This window comes from Diplocloster modestus (genome assembly GCF_019042245.1).
Classification (GTDB): Bacteria; Bacillota; Clostridia; order Lachnospirales; family Lachnospiraceae; genus Diplocloster; species Diplocloster modestus.
In genome coordinates, this window is the sequence record NZ_JAHQCX010000003.1 from 224,214 (window position 1) to 236,831 (window position 12,618).

The 12,618-nt window shown below is 47.9% G+C and carries 11 protein-coding genes; 8 read left to right on the plus strand and 3 right to left on the minus strand.

Annotated elements, in window-relative coordinates; translation table 11 throughout:
* Position 1: 1 nt before the first annotated feature.
* Genes KTH90_RS06010 through KTH90_RS06045 form a run of 8 tightly spaced genes read left to right on the plus strand, consistent with a single transcriptional unit; the run spans position 2 to position 8,206 of the window.
* Positions 2-1,039 (plus strand): V0D/AC39 family V-type ATPase subunit, encoded by a 1,038-nt coding sequence (locus tag KTH90_RS06010; protein WP_238726442.1) that lies wholly within the window; start codon positions 2-4, stop codon positions 1,037-1,039.
* A 19-nt stretch (positions 1,040-1,058) separates the two neighbouring features.
* On the plus strand, positions 1,059-2,996 hold the full coding sequence (locus KTH90_RS06015; protein ID WP_158350577.1) for a V-type ATP synthase subunit I: 1,938 nt from the start codon (positions 1,059-1,061) through the stop codon (positions 2,994-2,996).
* Positions 2,997-3,018: 22 nt separating this feature from the next.
* Positions 3,019-3,447 (plus strand): ATP synthase subunit C, encoded by a 429-nt coding sequence (locus KTH90_RS06020; protein ID WP_158350575.1) that lies wholly within the window; start codon positions 3,019-3,021, stop codon positions 3,445-3,447.
* A gap of 6 nt (positions 3,448-3,453) precedes the next feature.
* Positions 3,454-3,762: a V-type ATP synthase subunit F gene (locus KTH90_RS06025; RefSeq protein WP_158350573.1), complete on the plus strand. Its 309-nt coding sequence runs from the start codon at positions 3,454-3,456 to the stop codon at positions 3,760-3,762.
* Between the two features lie 19 nt (positions 3,763-3,781).
* Positions 3,782-4,351, plus strand: a complete 570-nt coding sequence (locus KTH90_RS06030; RefSeq protein ID WP_158350571.1) for a V-type ATP synthase subunit E — start codon at positions 3,782-3,784, stop codon at positions 4,349-4,351.
* A 6-nt stretch (positions 4,352-4,357) separates the two neighbouring features.
* Positions 4,358-6,124 carry a V-type ATP synthase subunit A gene (locus KTH90_RS06035; RefSeq protein ID WP_238726443.1) on the plus strand — a complete coding sequence of 589 codons (1,767 nt, stop codon included), beginning with the start codon at positions 4,358-4,360 and terminating at the stop codon, positions 6,122-6,124.
* Positions 6,125-6,140: 16 nt separating this feature from the next.
* Positions 6,141-7,574: a V-type ATP synthase subunit B gene (locus tag KTH90_RS06040; RefSeq protein ID WP_158350567.1), complete on the plus strand. Its 1,434-nt coding sequence runs from the start codon at positions 6,141-6,143 to the stop codon at positions 7,572-7,574.
* Positions 7,575-7,585: 11 nt separating this feature from the next.
* Entirely contained in the window at positions 7,586-8,206 is a 621-nt protein-coding gene (locus KTH90_RS06045; RefSeq protein ID WP_158350565.1) for a V-type ATP synthase subunit D, read from the plus strand.
* Between the two features lie 76 nt (positions 8,207-8,282).
* Here the strand turns inward: KTH90_RS06045 and KTH90_RS06050 are convergent, their stop codons facing one another.
* The 3 genes from KTH90_RS06050 to KTH90_RS06060 are packed head-to-tail and all read right to left on the minus strand — an operon-like array spanning position 8,283 to position 12,613.
* A complete protein-coding gene (locus KTH90_RS06050) occupies positions 8,283-9,098 on the minus strand; it encodes a response regulator transcription factor (protein WP_238726444.1) in 816 nt (271 codons plus the stop codon).
* Positions 9,099-9,151: 53 nt separating this feature from the next.
* Positions 9,152-10,714, minus strand: a complete 1,563-nt coding sequence (locus KTH90_RS06055; protein ID WP_238726445.1) for an ADP-ribosylglycohydrolase family protein — start codon at positions 10,712-10,714, stop codon at positions 9,152-9,154.
* 21 nt (positions 10,715-10,735) lie between these two features.
* Positions 10,736-12,613 carry a sensor histidine kinase gene (locus KTH90_RS06060; protein WP_238726446.1) on the minus strand — a complete coding sequence of 626 codons (1,878 nt, stop codon included), beginning with the start codon at positions 12,611-12,613 and terminating at the stop codon, positions 10,736-10,738.
* Positions 12,614-12,618 lie beyond the last annotated feature (5 nt).

The window sequence follows — 12,618 nt, forward strand, 5'->3', positions numbered from 1 at the left end:
TATGGGCAATATATTAACCTACGGCGGAATCGCAACAAAGATCCGTGCCATGCAGAAAAATTTAATAAAACCCGACGATTACCGGGAACTGGTTCTGCTTGGCAGTGTGCCCGAGGCTGTCAATTATCTCCGGTCAAAGCCCGCCTACCAGCATCTGCTGGAACCCATCGATGAGGCGCATCTGCATCGTGGAGACGTGGAAGCCGTACTGGTACGTTCCCTCTATAAAGACTTTTCCAAGCTCTACCGGTTTTCAGGATTGAAGCAGCGCCGTTTTCTGGATATGTATTTTCGGCAGTATGATATCATTCTCATGAAATATTTTCTGCGGACGATCTTTAATCCTACGGATGAGACATGGAATCCACAGATGGCGGGAGAATTTTTCCGTAAGCATTCCACCCTGGATTTGGAGAAGCTGGTCACGGCAAAGACTGTCGATGAATTCGTCAATGACCTTTCGGGAACCGAGTACCATAAGCCGTTGATGCACTTGGCACAGATGGAGCATCCAACTTTGTTTGACTATGAAATGACACTGGATCTGTTCTATTTCTCCTACCTCTGGAAAACATACCATAAGATGTTCAAAGGAAAGGAATTAACGACACTCAGGGAAACCTATGGAAGTATGATCGATTTGTTGAATATCCAATGGATTTACCGGTCAAAGAAATATTACCGGATTACCAACGCCGATATTTACGCCCTGCTCATACCGATCCGGTTCAAACTGAAACAGGTTCAGATTGCGCAGCTGGTGGAGGCGGCGGACATGAATGAATTCGACCATGTTCTGCTTACTACTTATTACGTGAAACGGGCGGATGAATTAAACGGGGCGCAGTTAGAATCCCTGTATAATAATCTGATCTATAAAATGCATCAGCTGGCGAAACGGAGGAATCCATATTCCATCGCCTGTATCAACTCCTATCTCTTTGAAAAGGGACAGGAGATCGACAATCTGACCACAATACTGGAATCTATCCGCTATGGCTTACAGCCGGCTGATATCATGAAGTACATTATCATTTAAGTAAGAGGAGGTAACACCGGTGATAGTGAAAATGAAATTCATCACCATTACGGGCCCAAGAGCTTCCATCGACAGGGTCACGGACGAATACCTGGCCAAGTATGAAGTCCAACTGGAGAATGCCCTTTCGGAGTTGAAGACTGTTAAGGATCTGGGTCCTTACGTCGAGGTGAACCCCTACAAGGACCTGATGAAAAAATCGGAAGAATATTTAAGTCTCATCGACTCCAAAAATTTGCAGCCGGACTCATCCATGAGCCTGGATGAAGCGCAGAAAGTGATCTGTCACATCGATGAAAAAATTACAGATCTGCAGGCCAGGCGCAACGCTGCATCTGAAAACTGGAAAAATCTGCATACTTCGCTGGATATGATCGAACCTTTCCGGGAACTGACCTATAACGTCCACCAGCTACTGAATTTCCGGTTTGTTAAATACCGGTTTGGTAAAATTTCGCAGGAATACTTCCACAAGTTTGAAAAATACGTATACGAGAGTCTTGATACCATATTTTACAAATGTCATGTGGACCAGGATTATGTATGGGGCGTATACTTTGTTCCGGCCAAGATAAAGGAAAAGATCGACGCGGTCTATTCCTCCCTGCATTTTGAGCGCATCTTCCTTCCGGATGATTATCAGGGTACGCCGGAAGAGGCTTATCAGGATATCCTCAGAAAGATCTCAGACTGTGAAAAAGAGGTCGCTGATATCAACGAGCAGATCAGCGCAGAACTGAGCAAATCCAGACAGGAACTGGTCAGCGCCGCGGACAAAATCGCACATGCGTCCAAAAACTTTGATATCCGTAAACTGGCCGCCTGTACCAGTGAGAAGGGGCAGGTGTTCTTTATCCTCTGTGGATGGATGTCGGAGAAGGATGCCTACGATTTTATCAAAGATGTGGAAAAGGACGAGGAGCTCTTCGTGCTGATCGAGGACGATCACAACGAGACATTCAGTAAACCTCCCACGAAGCTTAAGAATCCCAAAGTATTCCGCCCTTTTGAAATGTTTATAAAAATGTATGGTCTCCCTGTCTACGACGAGTTTGACCCCACCGTATTCTTAGCGATTACTTATACATTCATCTTCGGCTGTATGTTCGGAGATGCAGGACAGGGTATCCTGCTGGTGATCGGAGGTTTCCTTCTCTACAAATTCAAGAAGTCGAACCTGGCCGCGATCATCGGTACCGCCGGAATCTTCTCGACGGTCTTCGGCGTCCTTTACGGCAGTTTCTTTGGTTTTGAGGATATCATACCGGCTCTGTGGTTAAAGCCCATGGAACAGGTGATTACACTTCCGATTGTCGGAACGCTCAATACCGTTTTAGTATTGGCTGTCGCATTTGGTATGGCAATGATACTGATTGCCATGCTGATTAACATATATAACGGCATTAAGCAGCACAATGTCGGCAAGATATTTTTTGACAGCAATGGACTATCCGGATTCATTTTCTACGGTGCTCTGGTTTTAACCGTAGTGCTCCTGATGACCGGAAACACATTACCCGCAGCGATCCTTCTGATCCTTATGTTTGTTCTGCCGCTGGTACTGATTCTTTTCAAAGAGCCTCTTACGGCTCTGATTACCAGACACGCGGAACTCATGCCGAAGGAAAAGGGAATGTTCCTCGTTCAGTCCGTTTTCGAACTGTTTGAAGTGGTCTTAAGTTATCTGACCAACACCATTTCCTTCGTCCGTATCGGAGCCTTTGCTTTAAGCCACGCCGGTATGATGCAGGTTGTACTGATGTTAGCTAACGCGGAAAACGGGGGAAGCCCCAACTGGCCAGTAGTCGTGATCGGAAACCTGTTTGTCATGGGTATGGAGGGCCTGATCGTAGGAATCCATGTTCTGCGTCTGGAATACTACGAGATGTTCAGCCGTTTCTTCACAGGAAGCGGCAGGGAATTTATTCCCTACACGGAAGTAAAATCTAAAAAATAATAATTTGAGGAGGAAATGTATCATGTCATTATTATTGAAAGTTGTTATCATTGCAGCACTGTTATTAAGTATTATTATTCCTTTCGGAGCATTTCTGCTTGGTGAAAAAAATAAGGGCCGTTTCAAAAAATCCCTTGGCATCAATGTGTTTTTCTTCTTTGGTACGGTTATCTGTGTCAGTGTCGCCATGTTCGGAGGCCAGGCCTACGCTGCGGACGGTGCCGCAGTGGCATCTACCGCTTCCGGTCTTGGTTATCTGGCCGCTGCATTAGCTACGGGCCTTTCCTGTATCGGCGCCGGTATCGCCGTTGCATCTTCCGCAAGTGCAGCACTGGGTGCGATCAGCGAAGATTCCAGTATCCTGGGTAAATCCCTGATCTTCGTTGCTCTGGCAGAAGGAGTTGCTCTGTACGGCCTGATCGTATCTATCATGATCTTAGGAAAGCTGTAAACTGTCATGAAGTGTTTTCTGATCAGTGATAATGTGGACACCCAGACAGGTATGCGACTGGCAGGGGTGGATGGTGTCGTGGTTCATGAGAGGGCCGAGTTAAAAGCGGCTCTGGAAGGAGTCCTAAAAGACAAAGAAATCGGCATCGTCCTGCTGACCGAAAAATTCGGCCGGGAATTTCCGGAGATCATCGACGATATTAAGTTGAACCGGAAGCTCCCGCTTATCGTGGAAATACCTGACCGGCACGGAACCGGCCGTAAGCCAGACTTTATCACTGCCTACGTAAATGAGGCCATTGGGATTAAATTGTAATGAAAAGAAGGTGAGTCCTATGACAACAGAAGAAAAGCTTCAGCACTTTCAGGCTTCGGCCATGGAAGATGCGAGACAGCAAAGCCGGCAGATGCTGGATGATTACACGAAAGCCCTGGAAAAAGAGCTGGAAGAGCATAAACAGGACAAATTGCGGCAGGCGAAGCTTCAGATAGAGATGCAGACAGCGGATCTGGAACGTAACAAGAATAAAGAACTTTCCCGTGAGCAGCTTCATATTAAGAGAAAGTTGACAAGGCAACAATCTGCGCTGACCGATAAGCTCTTTGTGGAGATCGGCGATATGCTGACCAACTTCACCTCAACGCATGAATATAACGATATGCTGATACGGCAGATCCGGGAGGCCAAGGAATTCGCGAAAGAGGATGAGATCATTATCTATATAGATCCTTCCGATTCTTCCCGCCTGGCAGGCCTTGAGATGGCTACGGGAGTCGGTCTTACCATCAGCCAGTATTCCTTTTTGGGCGGAACCCGAGCGGTGATCCCCTCTAAGAATATTCTGATCGACAATTCCTTCCAGACCAAGCTTGCAGAAGCCAAAGAAGCATTCACATGGAGGTAAAGACAGGTGACAAGTAAAGGTGTTATATACGGAATCAACGGCCCGGTCGTCTATGTGAAAGGCCGGACTGAATTTAAAATGGCAGAGATGGTTTACGTCGGGAACGAGAGGCTTGTCGGTGAAGTAATCCGTCTTTCCTCCGAGCGGACCACCATCCAGGTATATGAGGAGACCACCGGCGTCAAACCCGGCGAACCCGTGGTGGGAACCGGCGCGCCTATCTCCGTCACACTGGCGCCGGGTATTCTGGACAATATCTTTGACGGGATCGAGCGTCCGCTGGCAAAAATAGCGGAGCGTTCCGGCTCTTACATTTCCCGCGGTATCAGCGTGGATTCCCTGGACGGCGAGAAGCTGTGGGATGCCCATATTACCGTCCGCGAGGGCCAGGAGGTCCTGGGCGGTTCGATTATCTGCGAAGTCCAGGAAACGCATGCCATTGTACACAAATGTATGGTTCCTCCCGATATGGAGGGAACGATTATCAGCGCAGTAACTGACGGTAAATATACCATTCACGATACCATCGCCGTACTTCAGCTGGAGGACGGCACCGAGGTAAATCTAACCATGGTCCAGAAATGGCCGATCCGTGTGCCCAGGCCGGTACATAAGCGTTTCCCGGCTTCCAGGCCCCTGATCACCGGCCAGCGTATCCTGGACACCCTGTTCCCCATAGCCAAGGGCGGAACCGCTGCCGTGCCCGGAGGGTTCGGCACCGGAAAAACCATGACCCAGCACCAGATCGCCAAATGGTCAGATGCCGACATTATTATCTACATCGGCTGCGGAGAGCGTGGAAATGAAATGACACAGGTACTGGAGGATTTCTCAAAGCTTACGGACCCCCGCACCGGAAATAAACTGATGGCCCGTACCACTCTGATCGCCAACACATCCAACATGCCCGTGGCGGCCCGTGAAGCCAGTATCTACACTGGTATCACCCTGGCCGAATACTACCGGGACATGGGATATGATGTGGCTATCATGGCGGATTCCACTTCCCGCTGGGCGGAGGCTCTGCGTGAGCTGTCCGGACGTCTGGAGGAGATGCCCGCTGAGGAAGGTTTCCCGGCCTACCTGGCTTCCCGGCTCTCGGAGTTCTATGAGCGTGCCGGTATGATGCATAATATGAACGGAACGGAAGGCAGCGTATCCATTATCGGTGCCGTATCGCCCCAGGGCGGTGACTTCTCCGAGCCGGTTACCCAGAATACGAAGCGTTTCGTCCGCTGTTTCTGGGGCTTGGATAAATCCCTGGCCTACGCCAGACATTTCCCTGCCATCCACTGGCTTACCAGCTACAGTGAATACCTGCAGGATCTGGCCCCCTGGTACAAGGACAATGTTTCACCCAATTTCGTGGACTACCGGAACCAGCTGATGGCGATCCTGAACCAGGAAAGCTCACTTATGGAGATCGTGAAGCTGATCGGCAGTGATGTCCTCCCCGACGACCAGAAGCTGGTGTTAGAGATCGCCAGGGTCATCCGCCTGGGCTTCCTGCAGCAGAACGCCTTCCATCAGGAAGATACCTGTGTACCCATGGAAAAACAGTTCCGGATGATGGAGATCATCCTCTACCTATACCGCAAGTGCAGATCGCTGATCACGATGGGAATGCCCATCTCCGTACTGCGGGAGGAAAACATTTTTGAAAAAATAATCTCCGTCAAATATGATATCGCCAATGACGAGATGTATAAATTTGATGAATATGAAAAAGATATCGATGCTTTCTATAACCGTGTTATGGAAAAGAATGCGTAAGGAGGCCTGAAGCGGCATGTCTATCGAATATTTAGGATTAAGTGAGATTAATGGCCCTCTGATCGCTCTGGAAGGTGTAAAAAACGCCGCCTACGAGGAAATCGTAGAATTAACGGTTGAGGGCAAAGAAAAGAAATTAGGGCGTATTGTGGAGGTCTACGACGACAAAGCCGTTATTCAGGTGTTCGCCGGCTCGGAAAATATGTCCTTACACAACACCCATACAAAACTGACCGGGCATCCCATGGAAATATCCCTGTCCCCGAAAATGCTGGGACGTACCTTTGACGGTCTGGGACGCCCCATAGACCGGCTGGGCAGAATCGTCTCCGATATTAAGCGGAACGTCAACGGCCTGCCTCTGAATCCGGTAACCCGTGAGTATCCCAGGAACTACATCCGTACCGGCATCTCCGCCATCGACGGCCTGACCACCCTGATCCGCGGCCAGAAGCTGCCGATCTTCTCCGGGAACGGACTTCCCCACAATGAGCTGGCCGCCCAGATCGTGCGCCAGGCTTCCCTGGGTGACGCCGAAGCGGACAAAAACTTCGCCATCGTATTCGCCGCCATGGGCGTCAAGTACGATGTGGCCGATTTCTTCCGAAGAACCTTCCAGGAGAGCGGGGCATCCGACCATGTGGTCATGTTCTTAAACCTGGCCAACGACCCGGTGGTGGAGCGTCTGATCACACCCAAGGTAGCTTTAACAGTGGCCGAATATCTGGCCTTTGACTGCAACATGCATGTGCTGGTCATCTTAACAGATATGACCTCCTTCGCTGAGGCTATGCGTGAAGTCTCCTCCTCCAAGGGCGAGATCCCTTCCAGAAAGGGTTATCCCGGCTACCTGTACAGCGAACTGGCGACTATCTATGAGCGCGCCGGTATCGTGGAGGGCGTAAACGGGTCTGTCACACAGATCCCGATTCTGACCATGCCCAACGATGACATCACGCACCCCATCCCCGACCTGACCGGTTACATTACCGAAGGCCAGATCGTGCTGGACCGGAACCTGCACGGCCAGTCCGTGTATCCGCCGATCAATATCCTTCCTTCCCTGTCCCGTCTGATGAAGGACGGTATCGGCGAAGGCTTTACCAGAGCCGATCATCAGGATGTGGCCAATCAGCTGTTCTCCTGCTACGCAAAAGTGGGAGACGCCAGAGCTTTAGCCTCCGTTATCGGCGAAGACGAACTGTCCCCTCTGGACAAAAAATATCTGGAATTCGGGAAAGCTTTCGAGATAGAATTCCTGGGCCAGAGAGCCGACGAAAACCGGACCATCGAAACGACACTGGACATCGGCTGGCACCTGCTGCGTATGCTGCCCAGAGAAGAACTTGACCGAATCGATACAAAGGTACTGGATGTATATTATAATAAAGAAGAATCTGAGCTGCCTTCCGAAGAGGACAGCACAGATGGACCTTCCAACGCAGAATAAGAGGTGATTTCATGGATCCCAGAACATTTCCCACTAAAGGAAATCTGATGTTAGCCAAAAACTCCCTGGTTCTATCCAGGCAGGGTTTCGATCTGATGGACAAAAAACGGAATATTCTGATACGGGAAATCATGAATCTGATCGATCAGGCAAAGGAAATCCAGACCCAGATCGATTCCACCTTCACAGCGGCTTATATCGCCCTCCAGAAGGCCAATATCGAGATGGGGATCCATTATGTCTACGATCTGGCCAGGACCATCCCCATCGAGTCCTCCATCGAGATCAAGTCCCGAAGTGTCATGGGGACAGAAATCCCCCTGGTCCGGTATGAAAGCCAGACCAATGCTCCGGCCTACGATTTCATGTCCACCAAGGAGTCATTAGATAAAGCCAAAACCTGTTTTGAAAAAGTGAAGGACCTGACGATTCAGCTGGCCATGATTGAAAATGCCGCCTACCGGCTGGCAGCCAATATCAAGAAAACCCAAAAACGCGCCAACGCGCTTAAGAATATTACGATCCCCCACTATACGGAGCTGGTCACATCGATCACCAACGCTCTGGAAGAAAAAGAACGGGAAGAATTTACCCGTCTGAAAGTAATAAAACGAATGCAGTCCAAGCGGTAAGAAAGAGAAAACAGAGGAGCCCTGCCGTCATGGACAGCAGGGCTCCTCTGTTTTTCGTTTTACTATTATCGGGAAATCAGCGTTCTGTGGTATCCCTCAGATGCTTTGCAAGCTCGGCTTCTTTATAACGCTCTTCTTCCAGGGAGGTTTCCAAGCGTCTGTAGTATTGGGAGGGAGGCACCTTTTCCAATTTTTTAAATACTCTGGAGTAGACCCGGTAATCTTTAAATCCAACACTTCCAGCGATTTCAGCTATGGACTTTTGGCTTGTCATGAGCAGTATCTTTGACTTTTCGATCCGTAAATGAGTAAGATATGACAAAAAGTTCACACCCATTTTATTCCGAAACATCTGGCTGACATATACGGGACTAAGATAAAATTTATCGGCAAGGACCTTCAGTGTGATTTCTTCCTGAAGATTTTCCTGTATATATTTTGTCATTTCAAATATCATTTTGTCTTCTCTTTCAATCTTGTCTGTCTCCTGTCTTTCACAAAACGTTTTTTCCTGATACAACGCAATCTTCAGATTGTCAATAACATCGCCGAATTCTTCATAGTCCACGGGTTTTCGTATATAATCGACAATTTTCAGCTTTATGGCTTCTTTACAGTAATGAAAATCGTCATACCCGCTTACCACGATAAAGGCAATCCCGGGATCTTTGGCCTTCAATATGCGGATCACATCCAGGCCGTTGATAATCGGGATGTTGATATCCATAATTACCACATCGGGCTTCAGCAAAGCAGCCTGATTGATGGCCTCCACACCGTCGCTGGCCTCCCCGACAACTTCGCAGTCATGCTCTTCCCATGAAAACAGTTTCTTGAAGCCTTCCCGGATCATATGTTCATCATCTACAAGCAATACCTTCCATCTTTTCATATTGCCTCCCTGCATGTTACTGTTACGGCTGCCGTCTGTAATTGGTTAACAGCTTACTGGTTACCCCGCATCAGAACTGCTGTCACCGTGCCGTTGGAATGGCGTCCTATGAGGGAAACGCTGATTGAGATCTCCAGTTTTCCGCCCTCATATCCATCGGCATTCAGTTCAAATTCCGTCTCGGCAGCAGAACCGCTTAAGTTGTTTAGCGGCAACTGCACACATTTGCTGCTGAGCATTTCTACCCCGGCGGGAACATAAGCTTTTATTTCGATCCACTGCTGCTGATTCAGATAGAATGCATTAAAGACTTTCACTTTTATTTTTTTATTTTCCCCTTTTTTGAAAAAAATTGAGCCCTCATAGTCGAGCAGCATCCGAAAAGCAGGGAACTCATATTTTACTACATAGGGGGATAGGGAGATTAATTCTTTGATATTTATATCTCCGTCTTTACACTGGGAGTTAAGTTCCGGCAAATATTCCGGGACATCCGGTGCATAGAGATCTTCTTCTTTCCCACAGATGATCTCCATTTGCTCTCCCTTCAGAATATCGCAGTACTTCAGCCCAAGAAAAGCAGGCATCACACGGATAACCCTGTCTGTCAGTTCACTGGCCGTATCCGGCACCCAGATTCCCGCACTTGTTTTGTCTATACACATGGTTGCTATCTTATCATTGAGCGGCGCCTTCCAGCGTTCCGGCAGTCTCTCATCTCCCAGAATAATTCCAAGCGTCGCCCCAAGTGTCGCACAGGTACAGTCCGTATCCTCTCCCATGGAATTGGCGATGATCAGGCTTTCTCCAAAATCACCATTCCCGTAAAGCCATCCTGCTATGACAAAGGCTACGTTTTCCGGAGCGTCGAAACCGGGTGCCCCCAGCTCCATCCCCTCATTTCCTTCGGTCTTTATGTCTTTAAGCCGCTGTCCCTGGATGCCAAAAGTCCCCGGTGCGGTATTATGAATCTGTTTTCTGGCCTCCTTAATTTCCACCTGGCGGTCATAACAGTCCACCGCTTTTCGAATCGCCCGGCTCATCATTGAATCATCCGGAATATAAGATAAGCCAATATTAATCAGGGTTCTGCAGTCGCTGATTATAAAAGCCGCACTCTGTAACGCGGCGAAAAAAATCTCTCCATACATCCCCTCGCCTTCATGATCCACCACTGCATCCTCATAAGCGTAGCGAACGGCGATATCGGGGTGCCCGGGCGCCAGACAAGCCCATATCTCCGATCGTATAAAGCATCCGCAGCTGTCCTTGTACGGATTATTAACTACACCGCTAAGCGGCGGCCTAAGACCCGCCCTCAGGTTCGCCTTACTGGTACCGTACTCGGCCCAGTTCGGTATGACATAGGCTAACCAGTACTCACCCAGTATGGAGGCATTCACATTTCGTCCGTACTTTTCTACTGCTGCAAGCCATATGATCTGTAGATCCAGATCGTCGTTGGGCGGAGGCCCCATGGATAAATCCTGTGTGTAAAACTCTACATCATTCACCTGTCTCATACACTCGAACGGCGCCCCCAAAACACCGCCGATATTCTTGCCGGCCCAGCAGCCCAATACTTTGTCCCGATAACTTTTAAAGGTCAGTTCCATAATCTTCTCCTTTTATTCCATTTAAGAAATTTCATATCTTTCTTTTATAATAATATGAGCTGTAACTCCTCCATCCTTATTCTCTGTGTAATGCAGGCCGCATTCCTCTCCATAAAACATTTTCAGGCGTCTCTGGACATTAACGATTCCGATACTGGTCCGTCTGTTCAGATCGCTTTGATCCTCATATTTATCCAGCAAGCCGCATATATGATCCCTGTCCAGCTGATCAAAACCCCTTCCGTCATCCATAATGGAAATCTCAATCTGTCCCCCGTTCGCCCTGCGGTGTGCTTCTATAAGAAGCTTTCCCTTATAGCCTTTATCACGTAAGCCATGTACCAGACTGTTTTCCACCAGAGGTTGAAGTATAAAGTTCGGCACCATTACCCCTAAAAGTGTTTGATCGATATTATAGTGATACCCGATCTGCTCATAGCGGTAACACATCAGTTTCAGATAGGAATCGATCAGGCTGAATTCATGGTCCAGAGTTACAAACTGATGACCAGCTTTCACGTTCAGGCGAAAAAACTTCACCAGTTCCATCAGCATGTAGCAAACCTCCGTATCTCCGTTGATCTGCGCCCTGATCCGTATATTATCCAGTGTGTTATATAAAAAATGAGGATTCACCTGACTTTTTAGATACAGCATGGAAAGCTTCTGCTCATTCAGCTTTATTTCATTGATTCTCATTTGATCCTTATATTGTGTTTCCATCAGTTGATCCAGCATATCCACCATACCCCGGAACGCTTTTACTAATTGTCTTATTTCATCACTTCTGGCCTCCGGGTAATGTATCTTACCGCTGTCGCCGTCAAAATCCGTCATCTCCTTTACCAGGAATTTCAGAGGTTTTAAATTTCTTCCTACATTCCGAAATGTCAGTATAATGATAATTACCGCCACTCCAAGGCCGATACCCACGCTATACCATACAAATCCGGTCGCCTCCTTAGCCAACAGACGGACAGGCTTTCCGGTGATTAACCTCAGACTGCTGTACTCAGACTGCAAAGACATGATTTTGCAGATTTCTCCATCCCATTTTGCTTCCATGCTCCCCTTCGTACTGAGGGCGGCAGCGATATCCCCGGAGATACTTTCCAAGTCCATCCCAATTAGATTCCCATCCCGACAGCATACGATCTTATTGGTCGGTGTCAGCAGAATATAAAACATCTCTTCCCCAATGCTGTCCTCCAGAATCTCCCTTAATTTTTCCGCCTGTATGGTCAGGGCGACACTTCCGACCACTTTATGAGGTGAAAAACTGTAGATATCTCTCAACATCCAGATACAGTTCCCTTGAAAAGGATTCTCTATATAATTCTGTGAATACCTCATAAATCCGGGCAGCTGTTCCGCCGCCAGATAACAGTTTGCCTGCTGCAGGTTCGTGGCCTTTTGCTTTACCCCCGCCATCAGGCTGAAAGCGTTTAAATTTCTGCGCAGAGAGGGATTCATGCTGTCATGATAGAATATCAGGGATTCCATATCATAGATATAGATACCACTGATATCATCTCTTATCCCAACCAGAGAAGTATAGTATTCATCCAGATATTCTTCATCCTGTATCTGCTCGTAGATATTCCGGTTTTGATTATTAAGCAGGATATCCTGGAACCTGTCCCCGGATGTGCTCATTAAAGATACCCTGCTCATATCTTTTAACTTATTGTCCACCGATATCAGAGAGTTTGTCAGATAGGCCCGGAATGCCTGTTCTTCCTTTCTGATAATCGTCTTATAATTCATCACGCTGACAATTGCCAGAATTACCGTCAGGGCGGCCAAAAAAAACACGCTGTTTAACATGCTTATTTTGAACCTCAGCCCTTTTTTCAGATTATTTAATCTTTTTAATAAGCGCTCTGCGTGATTTTTCAAAATAA